Raw genomic sequence first — 18,262 nt, forward strand, 5'->3', positions numbered from 1 at the left:
AGTCTGCCCAGCATTCTCCGCCGGGAGATGAAAGCTCATGTACAAACATATTCTGCTGCCGACCGATGGCTCCGATCTGTCCAAGGCCGCGATCAAGCACGGCATCGCGCTCGCCAAGGCGACCGGCGCCAAGGTCACGGCGCTGGTGGTGTCGACGCCGCTGCATTCGCTGGTCGTCGATCCCCACGCTGCGACCAAGGCGCTCGCGCAATACAAGTCGTTGGTGGCCGATCAGACCGCGAAATATCTCGATCATGTGAAGGACGATGCCGAGCAGGCCGGCGTGGCCTGCGCCACGCTGTGCGTCGAGCACGACAAGCCCTATGAGGCGATCGTCGAGACCGCGCGCAAGCAGCATTGCGATCTGGTGCTGATGGCTTCGCACGGGCTGCGCGGCGTGTCGGCGATCCTGGGCAGCGAGACCTTGAAGGTGCTGACGCATTCGACCGTGCCGATCCTGGTCTATCGCTAGGCGGGCTGCGGCTCCGGCTGGCGCGCGATCGCGACGACCGGCGAGGCGAGGATGACGAGCGCCTGCAGGCCGAAGATGGCGGCGACGAGGTAGAGACAGATGTCGGCGCCGTAGCGGCCGCCGACGACCGCGCCGAGCAGCGAGCCCAGCGGACGGGCGCCGTAGCTCAGGATGTTGATGGCCGAGACCCGCCCGAGCAGGCCGGCCGGCGTCACCGACTGCCGCAGCGTCGTGGTCGAGATCACCCAGAGGATCGGCCCGGCGCCGAGCAGGAAGAAGCTGAGCGCGGCCAGGAGAGGCGAAGGGACGACCGTGGTGAGCGCCATCACCAGCGCTGCGGTGAAGCCGGTGACGGGGCCGAGCCCGATGACGGTGCCGAACGGCAGAAGCCGCATGATGCGCGTCGCCAGCAGCGCGCCGCACACCATGCCGATGCCGAACATCGACAACACCGTGCCGACGCCTCCCGCCGACAGGCCAAGCCGGTGCACGGCATAGGGCACGAACACCGCGAGCAGCAGGAAATGCGCCGTGTTGAAGATGAATTGGGTCACGAACACCGGCCGCAGCAACGGATGATGCAGCACGAAGGCGGCGCCTTCCCTGATGTCGGCGAGCGGATGGCGGCGCGGCACGGGCGCGCGAGCGGGCTCGGCGATGCCGGCCAGGCAGATGGCTGCGACCAGCGAGAGCGCCGCGGCGCAGCCGAAGGCGGGCGCGCCGCCGATCCAGCCGACCAGCACGCCGCCGAGCGCAGGCCCCGCCGCAAAGGCGATGGTGCGGGCAAGCTCGATGCGCGCATTGGCAGGCGCCAACTGGGCCGGGGCGACGAGGCTCGGCACCACGGCCGGCGCGGCGACGCTGAACACGACCGTGCCGCACACCGCTGCGAATCCGAGCGCCGCCAGCAGCGGCAGCGTGAGCACGCCGGCCGCCAAGGCGATGAGGATCGCGAGCAGCGCCAGCGCGCGAAGCGTCTCGGCCATGGCCATCAGCAGCCGTCTCGGCATCCGGTCGGCGAGCAGCCCCGCAGGGATCGCGAACAGCACGAAGGGCGCGGTCAGCGCCGTCTGCAGCAACCCGGTCTCGCCCTCGCCGACACCGAGCGCGAGCACCGCGACGATCGGTGCTGCGGCGAGCGCGATCTGCTCGGCCGATTGCGCGGTGAGGTTGGACCAGGCGAGGCGGTGGAAGGCGGCGGGCAGGGCGGAGGGAGACATGAACAGGAACCTGTTGTGATGATGCGGCCATCATCACTGCGCCGCCTCCTTGCGCCCACCCGCTTCCTGATCTCCTGCATCGCCCCTCGCGCGGCGGACGGCCTATGCCGCGGTCGGTGCCTCGGCCAATCCCCATTCCGGAGGCAGCGTGCGGAACGCCAGATGCGTGCCCGCATTCAGCGGCGCCGTCTTGAAGCCGAACCGGTGCCAGGCCAGCGCCAGCGCATGCTGGGTGTAGATCGAGATGTGGCCGTTGCGCGGCGCGACGTACCACCAGGACATGCCCTGGCTGTCGAAATCGTCCGGCTGGGTCAATGTGGAGTAGAACACCGCGCCGGGCTCGGCCACGCAGGCCGCCATGGCTCCGATCGTCGCCAGCGGATCGGGCACGTGCTCGAGGGTCTCGAAGCAGGTCACGAGATCGAACTTGCGATCGGGGCGGGTCGCGTGCTCGGCCACCATCGGATCATAGGTGACCGCTTCGGCAAAGCCTTGAGCGCGCAGGCCGGTGCAGAACAGGTCGTTGCCGCCGCCGAAGTCGAGCACCCGCATCCCGGCCTTGTGCGGCGCCCAGAAGCGGGCCACGGCCGCCGCATTGTCGGTTGGCCGCTTGATCCGATAGTCTGGATCCACGGCTTCGTAGCCGTCGTTGTAAATGTGGGTCTTGAACTGCTCGATGCCCCAGTCGTCGAAGGCGTCCGTAAACAGGAAGCCGCAATCCGAGCAGCGCCGGTAGTAGATCGGCACGCCGGCCAGCGGCGGGCGATGTGCATGGGCCGTCTGGCAGGGGCGGTTCATGTCGACCACGCCGTAGAGAGAGGCAGGACCGTCACAGATCTTGCAGGGCACGGGCGCGTTCGTGACCGGTCGGAGACCGAGTTGGGGGGAGAGCATGTTGGATCCCGTCAGTGGGGCAGTGGCACCCGTCGCCGGCGGCACGCCGCGAGGGCCGCGCGCGAATCGGCAGCAACAGGCTCTCGCGATGATGAAGCGGTATCGGAGGATTTCTAGCCTCTCTGCGAGGCGCAGCCATAGGCGGGAGACGCACTTGCAAATAAGTTGCATTAAAGCTCGGTTTCGTCCAGGATGATGCCATGGACGCAAAATCGTCAGACCTTTCGCAACTGCACGCCATGGTTCCGCCGAGCGACCGCCTGATGAACGCAGGCTGGCGCGGCGAGCGCGGCGATCCGTCGCTCGGCGACATGTTCGCGACGGTACGAACCGCTACAAAAGGGTCGCTCTGGCGGAAGCTGCTGGCCTTTCTCGGACCCGGTTACCTTGTCGCCGTCGGCTATATGGACCCCGGCAATTGGGCGACGTCGCTCGCCGGCGGTTCCAAATTCGGCTACGTCCTGCTCTCGGTCGCGCTGCTGTCCAACCTGATGGCGATCGTGCTGCAGTCGCTCTGCACGCGGCTCGGCGTCGCCACCGGCCGCGACCTCGCCCAGGCCTGTCGCGACTCCACCCCGCGCTGGGTCTCGGTGCCGCTGTGGCTGTCGGCGGAGATCGCGATCACCGCCACCGATCTCGCCGAGGTGATCGGCACAGCGATCGGTCTCAGCCTGCTGTTCGGGCTGCCGCTGTCGATCGGCGTCTGCGTCACCGCGCTCGATGTCTTCCTGATCCTGGCGCTGCAGGCGTTCGGCTTTCGCTGGATCGAGGCCTTCGTGGTCGCGCTGCTCGGCATCATCGCGCTGTGCTTCGCGATCCAGATCGCGATGGCCGAGCCCGACTGGGCCGAGGTGGTGAAGGGCTTCGTGCCCAGCGGTCAGCTGATCGCCAATCCGGAGATGCTCTATCTGGCGCTCGGCATTCTCGGCGCGACCGTGATGCCGCACAATTTGTATCTCCATTCGGGCCTGGTCCAGACGCGCGGCTACGGCGACAGCCCGGAGGACAAGCGCGAGGCGATCACGCTTTCCACGATCGATTCCACCATCGCGCTGTGCCTGGCGCTGACGATCAACGCCTCGATCCTGATCCTGGCGGCGGCAACGTTCCACCGTACCGGACAGCGCGACGTGGCCGAGCTCGACCAGGCGCATTCCTTCCTGGCGCCGCTCCTGGGATCGACGCTGGCACCGACGCTGTTTGCAATCGCGCTGTTGTGTTGCGGCCTGAACTCGACGATCACCGCGACCCTGTCCGGCCAGATCGTGATGGAAGGCTTCCTCCACTGGCGGATCGCGCCCTGGCTGCGCCGGCTGATCACGCGCATGATCGCGATCGTGCCGGCGGTGGTGGTGACGATCTGGGCCGGCGAGAAGGCGACCGGGCAGCTCCTGATCCTCAGTCAGGTCGTGCTCAGCCTGCAACTGCCGTTCGCCATCGTACCGCTGGTGCTGCTCACCGCGAGCCGCGCCAAGATGGGGCAGTTCGTGGCGCCGCGCTGGCTGACGGCGATTGCGAGCCTGATCGCGGTGGTGATCATCGCGCTCAATGCCAAGCTGGTGTGGGATCTGGCGATAGGTTGATGGAGGCGAGTAGCGAATAGAGAGTAGCGAATAGCGGTCGTTCAAATCCCTATTCGCTACTCCCTATTCGCCATTCGCTTCTTCATTCCTGCGGCTCCGGCGCGGTGTCGCCCTCGGCATCCACGCGGAGCCATCCGGCCGCCGCGAGCCGCTGCTGCGGCAGATAGCGGCTCTTGTAGTCCATCTTTTTCGAGCCCTCGATCCAGTAGCCGAGATAGACGTAGGGCAGGCCCTGGCGCCGCGCCCGGGCGATGTGGTCGAGGATCATGAAGGTGCCGAGCGAGCGCGTGGTCTCCGACGGGTCGAAGAACGAGTACACCATCGACAGGCCGTCGCTGAGCACGTCCGTCAGCGCCACCGCGACCAGCTCGCCACCGCGGGCGTTCGGACCGTTGCTCAGATTGCGGCGGCGATACTCGATGATTCGCGTCTCGACATGGCTGTCCTCGACCATCATTGCGTAATCGAGCACCGTCATGTCGGCCATGCCGCCATGGCGATGGCGCTGATCGAGATAGCCGCGGAAGATCGAATATTGCTCCGACGTCGGCACCGCGCTGCGCTGCTCGCCGACCAGATCGGAATTGCGCGCGAGCACCTTGCGGAAGTTGCGCGAGGGGCGGAATTCGTTGGCGATCACGCGGACGGACACGCAGGCGCGGCACTGGTCGCAGGCCGGCCGGTAGGCGATCGACTGGCTGCGGCGGAAGCCGCCATGGGTCAGGAGGTCGTTGAGATCGGTCGCCTTGTCGCCGACCAGATGCGTGAACACCTTGCGCTCCTGCCGGCCCGGCAGATACGGGCAGGGCGATGGCGCGGTCAGGTAGAATTGCGGGGTGTCACGCGAATGCTGGGTCAAGGAACGTCGTGAGCCTCCGAGGCGATCATCAACAGAATTGCGCTCCGGAGGCGGCCGGTCAATCGCTTTTGCTGCGCCACCTGACGTCTCATCACGTGCGAGCCGGTTCAACCAGCTGCGAGCGCACCGACGTGTTGATCACGACGGTGCCGAGCACGAAGTCGTGCAGCAGCCGGCGGCGGCCGTTGAACAGTCCGATCAGCAGCACGAGCGGCGACAACACCGAGACCGAGATCCAGAAGCAGACCGCATGCACGGCACCGAGCACAAAGTAGCCCGGCGCGCCGTACCAGGTCCGGAGCTCCAGATCCATCACCCTCATGCCGATCGTCGCCGAGCTCGGGCCGCCGATCGTGGCGCCGTAGTAGACGATCGCCCAGATCACCGAGGCCGGCGACACCAGCCAGAACAACGCCCAGCCGAGGCCCAGCGTGACCAGGCCGAACACGGCGATGAAGATCACCGCCAGGATCACCGGGACGGAGAGCACCAAGAGATCGATCAGGAATGCAATCATCCGCCGCGTCAGCACACCGCGAAACAATTCCGGCTGCTGATAGGGGTCGTAGGCGTGCGGCCGGGTACCGGCACCGCCATTGCTATCGCCTGAACCCATATACGCCATGAATCTGCCCTCCGGATTGGCTCAGAGGACATGGGAACCCCACTTCCGCTTGCAAGAGCCGTTCGTGCATGGGGCGCGGCAAATTTCCGGCGATTTCGCGATTTGCAAGCCCGCTTGTAAGCCGGCGCGCGCCCATAGTCGGCGCGCCCGGAAGACCGCCGCAGACCCAGATCCCGAGGCGCCCGCTCAGCGCTGCTGCCGCAGCCGCTCGGCAGCCTGCGGGGCGAAATAGGTGAGCACACCGTCGGCGCCGGCGCGCTTGAAGGCGAGCAGGCTCTCCATCATCGCCCGGTCGCCGTCGATCCAGCCATTGTTGGCGGCCGCCGCGATCATCGCGTATTCGCCCGACACCTGATAGGCGAAGGTCGGCATGCTGAAGGTGTCCTTCACGCGCCTGACGACGTCGAGATAGGGCATGCCCGGCTTCACCATCACCATGTCGGCGCCCTCGGCGATGTCGAGCTCGACCTCGCGCAACGCCTCGTCGGAGTTGGCGCTGTCCATCTGGTAGGTGCGCTTGTCGCCGGTGAGCGTCTTGGCCGAGCCGATCGCGTCGCGGAACGGGCCGTAGAAGGCGGAGGCATATTTGGCCGCATAGGCCATGATCTGCACGTCGAGGAAGCCGGCCTGATCCAGCGCCTGGCGGATCGCGCCGACCCGGCCGTCCATCATGTCCGACGGCGCGATGATGTCGCAACCGGCCTCGGCCTGCACGAGGGCCTGGCGCACCAGCACCGCGACCGTCTCGTCGTTGAGGATGCGGCCGTCCCGGATCAAGCCGTCATGGCCGTGGCTGGTGAACGGATCGAGCGCGACGTCGCAGAGCACGCCGATCTCCGGAAACTCCTTCTTGATCGCGCGCACCGCCTGGCAAACCAGATTGTCCGGGTTGCAGGCCTCGGAGCCGTGCTCGTCGCGCAGCGACGGCTCGGTGTAGGGGAACAGGGCGATGCAGGGGATGTCGAGCTTGGCGGCGCGTTCGGCATCGCGGACGATCTCGTCGACGCTGAGCCTTTCCACGCCCGGCATCGATGCGACCGTGCTGCGGGTCCGATCGCCCTGCACCACGAACAGGGGCCAGATCAGATCGTCCGTCGTGAGCACGTTCTCCCGCACCAGCCGACGCGCCCACTCGGCCTTGCGGTTGCGGCGGGGGCGGATGGTGAGATCGAGCGCCGGTGTCGGTGCAGTGGCCGGGTTGCGCGCGGTGTCGCGCAGGTCGATCGGGCGCCCGAATTTGATCGCCATGGGGTGCTGGCTCCTTGAGCTGGCCGGCGAGCCGGAGGATTTGATTTGTTGTAATTCCAACAATCTGTAGCACTTCGGCCGCCGCCCGTCACTTGACCTGACGCAAGCGGCCCGGTTGATTTCCGGCCCGGTTGATTTCACGGTGCCGGCCGGCCAAGAATCGCCATGCTCCTGGTCTTGAGAGGCCCCAATGACGACCTGCCTGTTCTGCTCGAGCTGCCATGGCTGAGATTCCCTCGGCGCGAGATCTGGCGCGTGACAACGCCGCCATGTCGATTGCCGCCATGTCCTCGGATCGGCGCGAGAGCGACGACAATGTCTGGACGCGGCGGCTGGTGCTGTTCCTGCGGGTCATGGCCATGCTCTCGATCGCCAAGGGCCTTTATCATTGGGCCCAGGTGACCGGCTTCATCGGCGGCGAGGACGACGCGTTCGAGAACCAGGCGATGGCCTGGCAGGCGGCGACGGTCTATTTCGCGGTGATCGAGCTCGTCGCCGCGGTCGGCCTGTGGCTGGCGACGCCGTGGGGCGCGGTGGTGTGGCTCACCACGGTCGTGTCGATGGCGGTCATCGAGCTGATGTTCCCCGGCATCTATGGCGGCAATCTGCTGGTGGTCGCGGGCGAGGCGATCATGCTCGCCGCCTACCTCGTGCTGGCCTGGATGGCGGCCCGCGAGCGGCCACCGTAGGTGGTGAGGAAAATTCGTTGCACGCTGTAAATCCTCTCAGCGCGATGCAAGTAATGTTTCGAACACCTTAAGAGCGCCTGCCACAGCCGTTACACAGACCTTAGCGGTGGGAACTGCACCTGTTTTGGAATGTGACAGGGGGGTGAAACAGAGCGCGAACATTGCCCGTCGTCGGTCAACGGACCCTTGCAAAAGCCCCTGTAATCACTGGATTAAAAGAGGATTCACTCTCCGCGATTCATTCTCTCTTTATGCTCTTATTTAAGGCGATCTTCAAAGCACGCCCCTTAAGTTCGTTCTATCAGACGGGACAAAAGTTTCGTCGAATAAGTCGACAAAAACGACGACAGGGGAAGTGTCATGATGAAAGCCGTTGCGACGGCCGTGGAGACTGCTGCGCCGGGCCAGGGCGGCACCGTCCAGTCGCTCTATCTGGAAGCTCTGACGCTGGTGGAGCGGCTGCATCGCCGCCTGCTCGACGTCATCAAGGACGAGTTCGACCGCCGTGGTCGTTCCGACATCAATTCGGTCCAGGCGCTGCTGCTCTATAACATCGGCGACAAGGAGCTGACCGCGGGCGAGCTGCGCACGCGCGGCTACTATCTCGGCTCCAACGTCTCCTACAACCTGAAGAAGCTCGTCGAGCTCGGCTTCCTCGATCACCAGCGCTCGCGCGTCGATCGCCGCTCGGTCCGCATCCGCCTGACCCCCCAGGGCCAGGAGATCCGCCGCATCGTCGACTCGCTGTATCAGAAGCACGTCAAGACCGTGGAGCAGGTCGGCGGCATTTCGAGCGAGGAGTTCTCAACGCTCAACAAGTCGCTGCACCGCCTCGAGCGGTTCTGGACCGACCAGATCCTGTATCGTCTCTGAGCCGGCTTCATCGTTTCGGCTGATCCGGCCTCAGATATCGAGAGCCAAGCCCGGACAGCCCTCGATCCTCTGAGTTCGACCTTGCGTCGGCCCCTGCTGGGCCGGCGCTTTTTTCTTTTGTCGTGGCTCACTTCGTTCGCTGTTGCGAAAAACATCCACTCCGAACTGGAACCAATATCGCCTCTCGGACTTGTCTCCCGCGGAGGTCGGGTGATGCTGCACGATTACGGAATGCAGGTCATGAACGTGGAGCTGGTGAGCGACGCCTATGCGATCGCGGCCAACTACCTGCGGCTGTCGGGGGCGATGACAGATACGATCACGCCGAACGAGCAGCTCGTCGACATGATCGTACAGCTGATTCACCGCGGAGAATTCAACAAGCTCAGACTCGCGAACAAGGCGATCTCGATGTTCGAGATGGCCTCTGCGGCCTAACCATCAAGAGGGGATGATATGGAAGCTGCCATCGATCGGATCATGCATACCTACGACCTGCTGGCGAACCGCACCGCGGCGGCCAGCGAGGAAGCGCGGCGCAAGGTCAGCGCCTACATCCAGACCTTGTTCGAAGCCGGCGAGCGTGACCCGCATCGTCTCACGGTGTGCGGCCTGACCTACCTGCGCCAGCTCGACGGCCGCGTCGATCCGGTGAAGGCCGGCTACACCGGCCTCTGATGTCATCGGCGCGCGATGGCTCGCGCGCTTGCCTCATGATACCGACAACCTGTATGAGACCGTCAGGTTTCATGCAGGTTGTTTATTTTTGGGGGATCGATGCGTTTGGTGTCCCGAGTTATTGCCACGGTGGGACTCTTGGCCTTCGCGTGCGGCGAGCTGAGTCTGCCCACGAGGAGCATGGCTGAGACGGTCTGGCCCCAGAAGGGACCGAACAGTCGAGAAGCGCTGGCCAGAGTTGGAGCCTGCGCGGAGACGACGATCACGAAAATTGCTGGTCGGTTCGATGAGCCGCTGTCGCCGACCCCGTTCAAGCTCGACGAGTATGGTGAGCCCCAGATGGATCAGGGCGTCCACGTGCTGTACCAGAACGGCGCCGAGCAGATCGACTCGGCATGGAATGCTGCCGTCGCGCATTCCAAACTGGGCGATCCCGTGCGGCTCTGCACCGTCTGGAAGCCGAAGAAATGCCCGCCCGGCGATGACCGGGGACGAATCTACAAGGCGACCAATCTCCGGACCAAGAAAACCTGGCAGATGTCGGAAAGCTGGCACTCCTGTGGCGGGGCCTGAGCAGGGGGCTTGCTCCAGCGGCCGTCCACCATATCTGGCGCAAATATCCGGTTTGACCCGCAACCGCTTGGTCTGTCCCTTGGCCTGCCGCCGCCCGTATGGTAAGGGCAGGGGTCTTTTCCGACCGCCTTCACTGAACCGACCGCCGGCCGCCCAAGGCCTTGCGGACGTGGAGATATTCCGCCGATGACCGCTTCCAGCGCCAAGCCCGCCTCGTCAGTCGATTCCTTCTTCTCCGCCACCCTGGCCGAGGCCGATCCCGAGATCGCTGCCGCCATCAAGGGTGAACTCGGTCGGCAACGACACGAGATCGAGCTGATCGCTTCGGAGAACATCGTCAGCCGCGCGGTCCTGGAAGCCCAGGGCTCGGTGATGACCAACAAGTATGCCGAGGGCTACCCGGGCGCGCGCTATTATGGCGGCTGCGAATGGGTCGACGTCGCCGAGAACCTCGCGATCGACCGCGCCAAGAAGCTGTTCGGCGCCAATTTCGCCAACGTCCAGCCGAACTCGGGCAGCCAGATGAACCAGGCGGTGTTCCTGGCGCTGCTGCAGCCCGGCGACACCTTCATGGGCCTCGACCTCGCCGCCGGCGGCCATCTGACCCACGGTTCGCCGGTCAACATGTCCGGCAAGTGGTTCAAGGCCGCGCACTACACCGTGCGCCGCGACGACCACCTGATCGACATGGATGCGGTCGCCAGGCAGGCCGAGGAAGTGAAGCCGAAGCTGATCATCGCTGGCGGCAGCGCCTATTCGCGCCCGTGGGATTTCAAGCGCTTCCGCGAGATCGCCGACAGCGTCGGCGCCTATCTGCTGGTCGACATGGCGCACTTCGCCGGTCTCGTTGCGGGTGGCGTCCATGCCTCCCCGGTGCCCTACGCTCACGTCACCACGACCACCACGCACAAGTCGCTGCGCGGTCCGCGCGGCGGCCTCATCCTGTGGAACGACGAGCAGTTCACCAAGAAATTCAACTCGGCGATCTTCCCGGGCCTGCAGGGCGGCCCGCTGATGCACGTGATCGCGGCCAAGGCGGTGGCCTTTGCCGAGGCGCTGCGGCCCGAGTTCAAGGTCTACGCGAAGAACATCGTCGAGAACGCGAAGGCGCTGGCGGAATCGCTGCGCGCCCAGGGCTTCGACATCGTCTCCGGCGGCACCGACAACCATCTGATGCTGGTCGACCTCCGGCCGAAGAGCCTGAAGGGCAACGTCTCGGAGAAGGCGCTGGTCCGCGCCGGCATCACCTGCAACAAGAACGGCATTCCGTTCGACCCCGAGAAGCCGTTCGTCACCTCCGGCCTGCGACTCGGTACGCCGGCCGCGACCACCCGTGGCTTCGGCGTCGCTGAATTCCAGCAGGTCGGCAGCCTGATCGCCGAGGTGCTGAACGCGATCGCGCAGGCGCCGGACGGCAGCGCGCCGCTGGTGGAAGCTGCGGTCAAGGCGAAGGTGAAGGCGCTGACCGACCGGTTCCCGATCTATCAGTAAGGCTTGAAGCCACGATGCGCTGCCCGAGCTGCAACAGCCTCGATACGCAGGTGAAGGACTCCCGCCCCACCGAGGATTCCTCGGTGATCCGGCGGCGGCGGGTCTGCGTCACCTGCAACTTCCGCTTCACGACCTTCGAGCGGGTGCAGCTGCGCGAACTCACCGTCATCAAGCGCAATGGCCGCCGCGTGCCGTTCGATCGCGACAAGCTGATGCGCTCGGTGCAGATCTCGCTGCGCAAGCGCTCGGTCGATCCTGAAAGGGTCGAGAAGATGGTCTCGGCGATCGTGCGCGAGCTCGAGAGCGGCGGCGAGTCCGAGGTGTCCTCGGAGGCGATCGGCGAGATCGTGATGGAGCATCTGCGCGATCTCGACGACGTCGCTTATGTCCGCTTCGCCTCGGTGTACCGCAATTTCCGGGAGGCCAAGGACTTCGAGGCCGTGCTCGGCGAGCTCTCGGCCGAGGACGAGACGCCGCGGCTGGCGCCGGTCCGCAAATGATCTTCCGGGTCCTGGTCGACCAGGTCGGCGAGAAGCTGAAGGCGCAGAAGGACGCCGACCGCCGCTTCATGCAGCTCGCGCTGTCGCTCGGCCGTCGCGGGCAGGGGCGGACCTGGCCTAACCCGGCGGTCGGCGCCGTCGTGGTCAAGGACGGCGTCATCATCGGCCGCGGTTGGACCCAGCCCGGTGGACGCCCTCATGGCGAGCCCGAGGCCTTGAATCGCGCCGGCAAGGCCGCGAAGGGCGCCACACTCTATGTGACGCTGGAGCCATGCTCGCATTTCGGCAAGTCGCCGCCTTGCGTGGACGCCGTCATCGCAGCCGGAATCAGCCGCGTCGTGTCGGCGATCGAGGATCCCAATCCGGAGGTCGCAGGGCAGGGGCATGCCAAGCTCCGCGCTGCCGGTATCCAGGTTGAAGTTGGCCTCTGCTCGGCGGACGCCAAGCGCGATCATGCTGGCCATTTCCGGCGCATCCGCGATGGCCGGCCGCATGTGATCCTGAAGCTTGCGGTCTCGGCCGACGACAGGATTGCAGCCGCGGGCAACAAGCCGGTCGCGATCACCGGCGAGGCGGCGCGGACGCGCGTGCATATGTTGCGTGCCCAGAGTGACGCGATCCTGATCGGCGTGCGCACCGCGATCGCCGATGATCCGCTGCTGACCTGCCGGCTGCCCGGCATGGAGGCCCGCTCGCCGGTGCGCGTGGTGCTCGATCCGATGCTGCGGCTGCCCATGACCAGCCGTTTGGTGCAATCAGCGCGAACCACGCCGCTCTGGATGGTCGCGTCAGCGCTTGCCGAGCCCGCGGCGGCGACCAAGCTCGGTGCTGCCGGTGCCCAGGTGATCCGCGTGCCGCCGCAGGCCGAGCCCTCGGCGCTGGAGCCCCCCGCCGTGCTCAAGGCGCTGGCTGAGAAGGGCATCACCCGCCTGATGATCGAGGGCGGCAGCCGCGTCGCCTCATCCTTCATGGCGAGTGGCCTGGTCGATGAAATCTGGCTGCTGCGCGGTCCCGGCGAGATCGGGGCCGACGGCATCGCTGCGCTGGACGCATTGCCGCTGACCGCAATCACGCAGTCGCCGGCCTATCGCGTTCGTGCTAGCGAAACGCTCGATCCCGACACCCTTACGATTTACGAGCGCGCGTAATGTTTACCGGCATCGTCACCGACATCGGCGAGATCGCCAGCCTGACGCCGCGGACCGAGGGCAAGCTGCACCGGCTGCGCATTGCCTGCCATTATGACCAGGCCAGCATCGCCGATGGCGCATCCATCGCCAACAATGGCGTCTGCCTCACGGTCGTGCAGTCCGGCGTCACCGATGGGACGACCTGGTTCGAGGTCGACGCCGCCGCGGAGACGCTGGCACTGACCACGGCCAAGCACTGGCGCGTCGGCACAAAACTGAACCTCGAGCGGGCCCTGAAGATCGGCGACGAGCTCGGTGGCCACATCGTCGCAGGCCATGTCGACGGCATCGCGACCATCGTCAGCCGCGACGACCTGCCGGATATGGCGCGGTTCGTGCTGAAGACAACGCGGGATCTGGCGCGCTTCATCGCCACCAAGGGCTCAGTCACCCTCGACGGCGTCTCGCTCACGGTCAACACCGTCGACGAACTGGCCTTCTCGGTGCTGATCATTCCGCATACGCTGTCGGTCACGACGCTGTCGTCCTGGCAGGCCGGCAGCGAGGTCAATCTCGAGGTCGACCTGATGGCGCGCTATGCCGCGCGCCTCACGGAAATGAAGTAGCCTCGAAGGGGGCTTTCCGTCTTGGCTTTGCGGGCGCCCGCGCCTACAAGGCCAGCCCTCGTGGCGAGGAGGCGCCGATGTGTCGTCTCGCGGCATGAGGCCGATTTCATCTCGCCCTTCGCGACGCGGCCGGATCGCCGCTCCCTTGGGGCGAGGCACCTGAAGACAATGGAAACAGAACCATGGCAGACGCACGGCGCGCGCCGCTCAAAGACCAGACCGACATCTCCGGCGCCCGGGCGCTGATCGTCGAGGCCCGCTTCTACGACGACCTTCAGGACGCCCTGCTGGAGGGCGCCACCGCCGAGCTGAAGGCGGCGGGCGTGGGCTATGATGTTCTCACCGTCACCGGCTCGTTGGAGATTCCGGCGACTATTGCCATTGCGCTCGATGCTGCCGCCAAGAACGGCAAGCCTTATGATGCGGCGATCGCGCTCGGCTGCGTCATCCGCGGCGACACCATCCATTTCGAGATCGTGTCGCAGGAGTCCTCGCGAGCCCTGATGGATCTGTCGGTGGCGCGCGGCCTGCCGCTCGGCAACGGCATCCTCACCGTCAACAACGAGGACCAGGCGTGGGCGCGCGCCCGCCTCTCCGAGATGAACAAGGGCGGTGATGCCGCCCGCGCCGCGCTTGCCGTGCTGCGCATCAAACGCCGTCTGGCGCGAGGCTGACATGGCCGAGAGCAGCAACAGACCGTTCAAGGGCCCGGTCCGTGCCGGCGACCGCAAGGCCAACCGCCGTGGCGCGGCGCGGCTCGCCGCCGTCCAGGCGCTCTACCAGATGGACATTGCTGGCGCCGGCATCAACGACGTGCTGGCCGAGTTCGAGAGCCATTGGCTCGGCAACGAGGTCGAGGGCGAGCAGTATCTGCCGGCGGAGGCTGCCTTCTTCCGTGACATCGTCTCCGGCGTGGTGCGCGACCAGACCAAGATCGATCCGGTGCTCGACGCGGCGCTGGAGCGCGGCTGGCCGCTGCAGCGGATCGAGGCGATCCTGCGCGCCGTGCTGCGCGCCGGCGCCTATGAGCTGGAGCGGCGCAAGGACGTGCCGGCCAAGGTCGTCGTGTCCGAATATGTCGACATCGCCCATGCCTTCGTCGAGCGCGACGAGACCGGCATGGTCAACGCCGTGCTGGAGCAACTCGCCCGGCAATACCGCGGCGACGAGATGGGGCCGAAGTAGCGATGGGGGGCGCCGGAGCACGATCGCTGCGAACCGGTGCGATGCCAGTGTCTTTCCTCGACTGTCATCACCCGCGAAAGCGGGTGATCCAGCATTCCAGAGACGAGCGCGGCGTACTGGATCGCCCGGTCCCGCCTTCGTCTATCGGCTCCGGCGCGGCGACGAATGCAAGGGCGCGCCGAAGCTTTAGCGAAGGCCGCAAGCCGGGCGATGACAGCGGAGAGCGGGGAGGGGGGCTGTGACCCAAAACCCCTCCGGCGAAGACTCCCTCATTGCCCGCTATTTCAAGCCGCTGGCGACCGACCCCGGCGCGTTCGGTCTCGTCGACGACGCTGCGATCATTCCCGCCGATGGGGACGACATCGTCGTCAAGACCGACGCCATCGTCGAAGGCGTCCATTATCTCGCCGACGATCCCCCCGACACCATCGCGCGCAAGGCGCTGCGGGTGAACCTGTCCGATCTCGCCGCCAAGGGCGCCGTGCCCGCTGGCTTCGTCCTGACGCTCGCGCTGCGCGAGAAGGACGACGCCTGGCTGACGCAGTTCGCGCGTGGCCTCGGCGAGGACGCCGCCGCGTTCGGCTGTCCGCTGCTCGGCGGCGACACCGTGTCGACGCCCGGTCCCGTGATGATCTCGATTGCGGCCTGGGGGCGGGTGCCCAGGGGCCGGATGGTGCATCGCTTCGGCGCGCGTCCCGGCGACCGGGTCATGGTCACCGGGACGATCGGTGATGCCGCGCTCGGTCTGCGCATGCTGACGGGTACAGCCGAGGCTACGGCGCTGGCCGACGATCCCGCCGCGCGGGATATGCTGATCGGTCGTTATCGCACGCCGCAGCCGCGCAATGCACTGGCGGCGGCCGTGAGAGACTGTGCGACCGCCTCGATGGACGTCTCTGATGGCCTCGCAGGCGACCTGACCAAGCTCTGCGCCGCCTCTTCCGTGAGCGCCGACATCGCGCTGTCCCACATTCCACGATCGCCGGCAGCGGCGAAGCTGCTTGCTGTCGGGGCCGCGCAGCTTGAAAGCATGATCTCGGGCGGCGACGATTACGAGATCCTCTGCACTGTTCCCGCAGCGCGATGCGCAGCGTTCCGTGCTGCAGCCGAGACGGCGGGCGTTGCCGTCACGGACATCGGCGCCATCGTCGAAGGGGCGCGAGCCCCGCGCTTCCTGGACGGGCAGGGCCGTCCCGTCACACTGACGCGTTTGTCCTTCAGCCACTTCTGACACCTATTTGCACCGCACAATGCGACCAAAGAAGCGTCTGAATTTGGAGCGGTTCAGGCGTCGCGGCGTTGCGTCATCATGGCGATTTTGGCAAGCTTCATGATGTTCGAGGCGGCTCCGCCCGGAGCGGCCTGATAGGGGGCGTGCGTCGCACCATCGCGGCGTGACGTAGTTCAAAAAAGCAAAGAGCCGAGGAAACTAAATGTCAGCTTTATGGGTGATCGTGCTCTGCGGAGCGCTGTCGATCGTCTATGCGATCTGGGCCACTTCATCGGTCCTGGGTGCGGACGCCGGCAATGCGCGCATGCAGGAAATTGCGGCGGCCGTGCGTGAGGGCGCGCAGGCCTATCTCCGCCGCCAATATACGACGATCGGAATCGTCGGCGTCGTGATCTTCGTGCTCCTTGCGTATTTCCTCGGCATGCTCGTGGCGGTCGGCTTTGCGATCGGCGCGATCCTCTCCGGCGCCGCCGGCTTCATCGGCATGAACGTGTCGGTGCGCGCCAACGTCCGCACCGCGCAGGCTGCGACCACCTCGCTCGCAGGCGGCCTCGAGCTCGCCTTCAAGGCCGGCGCCATCACCGGTCTGCTCGTCGCGGGTCTGGCGCTGCTCGGCGTCACGATCTACTTCGGCGTTCTCACCGGCTTCATGAAGCTCGCGCCCGACAGCCGCACCGTGATCGACGCGCTGGTCGCGCTCGGCTTCGGCGCATCGCTGATCTCGATCTTCGCCCGTCTCGGCGGCGGCATCTTCACCAAGGGCGCCGACGTCGGCGGTGACCTCGTCGGCAAGGTCGAAGCCGGCATTCCCGAGGATGATCCGCGCAACCCCGCGACCATCGCCGACAACGTCGGCGACAACGTCGGTGACTGCGCCGGCATGGCCGCCGACCTGTTCGAGACCTACGCGGTGACCGCGGTCGCCACCATGGTGCTGGCTGCGATCTTCTTCGCCAAGTCATCGCTGCTCGCCAACATGATGACCCTGCCGCTCGCCATCGGCGGCATCTGCATCATCACCTCGATCGCCGGCACCTTCTTCGTCAAGCTCGGCGCCAGCCAGTCGATCATGGGCGCGCTGTACAAGGGCCTGATCGCGACCGGCGTGCTCTCGCTCGCCGGCGTCGCGATTGCCATTGCGTGGCTGATCGGCTTCGGCAAGCTCGATGGCGTCGACTACACCGGCACCGCGCTGTTCGTCTGTGGTGTCGTCGGCCTCGTCGTGACCGGCCTGATCATCTGGATCACCGAATACTACACCGGCACCGACTTCCGCCCGGTGAAGTCGATCGCTTCGGCCTCGGTCACGGGTCACGGCACCAACGTGATCCAGGGCCTCGCGATCTCGATGGAATCGACCGCGCTGCCCGCGATCGTGATCATCGCCGGCATCCTGGTCACCTACAGCCTCGCCGGCCTGTTCGGCATCGCGATCGCGACCACGACGATGCTGGCGCTGGCCGGCATGATCGTCGCGCTCGACGCCTTCGGTCCAGTCACGGACAATGCCGGCGGCATTGCCGAAATGGCCGGCCTGCCGAAGGAGGTCCGCAAGTCGACCGACGCGCTCGACGCGGTCGGCAACACCACCAAGGCGGTCACCAAGGGCTACGCGATCGGCTCCGCCGGTCTCGGCGCGCTGGTGCTGTTTGCGGCCTATAACCAGGACCTGCAGTTCTTCATCGCCGACTCCGCGAAGCATCCTTACTTCGCCGGCATCAAGCCGGACTTCTCGCTGAACAACCCCTACGTCGTGGTTGGCCTGCTGTTCGGCGGCCTGCTGCCATATCTGTTCGGCGCGATGGGCATGACCGCGGTCGGCCGTGCCGCCGGCGCGATCGTCGAGGAGGTGCGCCGGCAGTTCCGCGAGAAGCCGGGCATCATGCAGGGCACCGACAAGCCGGACTACGGCAAGGCTGTCGACCTGCTGACCAAGGCGGCGATCAAGGAGATGATCATCCCCTCGCTGCTGCCGGTGCTGTCGCCGATCGTCGTCTACTTCCTGATCTACGCGATCGCGGGCGGCGGCGCGGCCGGTAAGTCGGCGGCGTTCTCCGCCGTCGGCGCCATGCTGCTCGGCGTCATCGTCACCGGCCTGTTCGTGGCGATCTCGATGACCTCGGGCGGCGGCGCCTGGGACAACGCCAAGAAGTACATCGAGGACGGCCACTTCGGCGGCAAGGGCTCGGATGCCCACAAGGCGGCGGTGACGGGTGACACCGTCGGCGACCCCTACAAGGACACGGCCGGCCCTGCCGTGAACCCGATGATCAAGATCACCAACATCGTGGCCCTGCTGCTGCTCGCGATCCTCGCGCATTGAGCGGAGCAATTGTCCTGACGAATAAAGACCCCGCGGCGTGAGCCGCGGGGTTTTTCATGAGA

At 66.1% G+C, this 18,262-nt stretch carries 20 protein-coding genes; 15 read left to right on the forward strand and 5 right to left on the reverse strand.

The features are described from left to right. Positions 1–37 precede the first annotated feature (37 nt). On the forward strand, positions 38–472 hold the full coding sequence (locus ACQR10_RS16990; RefSeq protein ID WP_315805837.1) for a universal stress protein: 435 nt from the start codon (positions 38–40) through the stop codon (positions 470–472). Here ACQR10_RS16990 and ACQR10_RS16995 read toward each other — a convergent pair. Together ACQR10_RS16995 and ACQR10_RS17000 are read right to left on the reverse strand one after the other, a co-directional pair. Next, positions 469–1,692, reverse strand: coding sequence for an MFS transporter (locus tag ACQR10_RS16995; protein WP_316181548.1), 1,224 nt, complete (start codon positions 1,690–1,692; stop codon positions 469–471). The genes ACQR10_RS16990 and ACQR10_RS16995 overlap by 4 nt on opposite strands. Before the next feature lie 102 nt (positions 1,693–1,794). After that, positions 1,795–2,586: a class I SAM-dependent methyltransferase gene (locus ACQR10_RS17000; protein ID WP_315805835.1), complete on the reverse strand. Its 792-nt coding sequence runs from the start codon at positions 2,584–2,586 to the stop codon at positions 1,795–1,797. A 200-nt stretch (positions 2,587–2,786) separates the two neighbouring features. Here ACQR10_RS17000 and ACQR10_RS17005 point away from each other — a divergent pair, with 200 nt between their 5' ends. Continuing rightward, a complete protein-coding gene (locus tag ACQR10_RS17005) occupies positions 2,787–4,169 on the forward strand; it encodes an Nramp family divalent metal transporter (protein ID WP_316181545.1) in 1,383 nt (460 codons plus the stop codon). A gap of 82 nt (positions 4,170–4,251) precedes the next feature. Here the strand turns inward: ACQR10_RS17005 and ACQR10_RS17010 are convergent, their stop codons facing one another. The 3 genes from ACQR10_RS17010 to hemB form a co-directional block, all read right to left on the reverse strand. Then, the gene (locus ACQR10_RS17010) at positions 4,252–5,028 is read right to left on the reverse strand and encodes an arginyltransferase (RefSeq protein WP_315720511.1); all 777 of its coding nucleotides are present in this window, start codon (positions 5,026–5,028) and stop codon (positions 4,252–4,254) included. A gap of 91 nt (positions 5,029–5,119) precedes the next feature. Continuing rightward, entirely contained in the window at positions 5,120–5,653 is a 534-nt protein-coding gene (locus ACQR10_RS17015; RefSeq protein WP_316217817.1) for an RDD family protein, read from the reverse strand. A 186-nt stretch (positions 5,654–5,839) separates the two neighbouring features. Next, positions 5,840–6,901: a porphobilinogen synthase gene (gene hemB, locus ACQR10_RS17020; RefSeq protein WP_315805832.1), complete on the reverse strand. Its 1,062-nt coding sequence runs from the start codon at positions 6,899–6,901 to the stop codon at positions 5,840–5,842. A gap of 221 nt (positions 6,902–7,122) precedes the next feature. Here hemB and ACQR10_RS17025 point away from each other — a divergent pair, with 221 nt between their 5' ends. The 13 genes from ACQR10_RS17025 to ACQR10_RS17085 all read left to right on the forward strand — a co-directional run bounded on the left by ACQR10_RS17025 (position 7,123) and on the right by ACQR10_RS17085 (position 18,200). After that, positions 7,123–7,590 carry a DUF6163 family protein gene (locus ACQR10_RS17025; RefSeq protein ID WP_315711435.1) on the forward strand — a complete coding sequence of 156 codons (468 nt, stop codon included), beginning with the start codon at positions 7,123–7,125 and terminating at the stop codon, positions 7,588–7,590. A gap of 360 nt (positions 7,591–7,950) precedes the next feature. Then, positions 7,951–8,463 carry a transcriptional regulator LdtR gene (gene ldtR / locus ACQR10_RS17030; RefSeq protein ID WP_008962376.1) on the forward strand — a complete coding sequence of 171 codons (513 nt, stop codon included), beginning with the start codon at positions 7,951–7,953 and terminating at the stop codon, positions 8,461–8,463. Positions 8,464–8,676: 213 nt separating this feature from the next. Next, positions 8,677–8,901 (forward strand): hypothetical protein, encoded by a 225-nt coding sequence (locus ACQR10_RS17035; protein ID WP_315805831.1) that lies wholly within the window; start codon positions 8,677–8,679, stop codon positions 8,899–8,901. Between the two features lie 18 nt (positions 8,902–8,919). Beyond that, on the forward strand, positions 8,920–9,141 hold the full coding sequence (locus ACQR10_RS17040) for a hypothetical protein (RefSeq protein ID WP_006612770.1): 222 nt from the start codon (positions 8,920–8,922) through the stop codon (positions 9,139–9,141). A gap of 180 nt (positions 9,142–9,321) precedes the next feature. Further along, positions 9,322–9,714, forward strand: a complete 393-nt coding sequence (locus ACQR10_RS17045; RefSeq protein WP_316217818.1) for a hypothetical protein — start codon at positions 9,322–9,324, stop codon at positions 9,712–9,714. Between the two features lie 186 nt (positions 9,715–9,900). Continuing rightward, positions 9,901–11,205: a serine hydroxymethyltransferase gene (glyA, locus tag ACQR10_RS17050; protein ID WP_316181541.1), complete on the forward strand. Its 1,305-nt coding sequence runs from the start codon at positions 9,901–9,903 to the stop codon at positions 11,203–11,205. Between the two features lie 14 nt (positions 11,206–11,219). Next, complete coding sequence (nrdR, locus tag ACQR10_RS17055; RefSeq protein WP_011927287.1) at positions 11,220–11,705, forward strand: transcriptional regulator NrdR; 486 nt, start codon at positions 11,220–11,222, stop codon at positions 11,703–11,705. Continuing rightward, positions 11,702–12,853, forward strand: a complete 1,152-nt coding sequence (gene ribD, locus ACQR10_RS17060; RefSeq protein WP_316217819.1) for a bifunctional diaminohydroxyphosphoribosylaminopyrimidine deaminase/5-amino-6-(5-phosphoribosylamino)uracil reductase RibD — start codon at positions 11,702–11,704, stop codon at positions 12,851–12,853. Before nrdR ends, ribD begins: the two co-directional genes overlap by 4 nt. Continuing rightward, on the forward strand, positions 12,853–13,461 hold the full coding sequence (locus ACQR10_RS17065) for a riboflavin synthase (protein WP_316217820.1): 609 nt from the start codon (positions 12,853–12,855) through the stop codon (positions 13,459–13,461). The genes ribD and ACQR10_RS17065 overlap by 1 nt, the downstream gene beginning before the upstream one ends. Before the next feature lie 182 nt (positions 13,462–13,643). Then, positions 13,644–14,135, forward strand: a complete 492-nt coding sequence (gene ribH, locus ACQR10_RS17070) for a 6,7-dimethyl-8-ribityllumazine synthase (RefSeq protein ID WP_316181537.1) — start codon at positions 13,644–13,646, stop codon at positions 14,133–14,135. A 1-nt stretch (position 14,136) separates the two neighbouring features. After that, positions 14,137–14,646, forward strand: coding sequence for a transcription antitermination factor NusB (gene nusB / locus ACQR10_RS17075; RefSeq protein WP_316217821.1), 510 nt, complete (start codon positions 14,137–14,139; stop codon positions 14,644–14,646). A gap of 238 nt (positions 14,647–14,884) precedes the next feature. After that, positions 14,885–15,877, forward strand: a complete 993-nt coding sequence (thiL, locus tag ACQR10_RS17080; RefSeq protein WP_316181533.1) for a thiamine-phosphate kinase — start codon at positions 14,885–14,887, stop codon at positions 15,875–15,877. Between the two features lie 202 nt (positions 15,878–16,079). Further along, positions 16,080–18,200, forward strand: a complete 2,121-nt coding sequence (locus ACQR10_RS17085) for a sodium-translocating pyrophosphatase (RefSeq protein ID WP_316181531.1) — start codon at positions 16,080–16,082, stop codon at positions 18,198–18,200. Positions 18,201–18,262: the final 62 nt, after the last annotated feature.

This window comes from Bradyrhizobium sp. HKCCYLRH2060 (genome assembly GCF_051168135.1).
Lineage (GTDB): Bacteria > Pseudomonadota > Alphaproteobacteria > Rhizobiales > Xanthobacteraceae > Bradyrhizobium.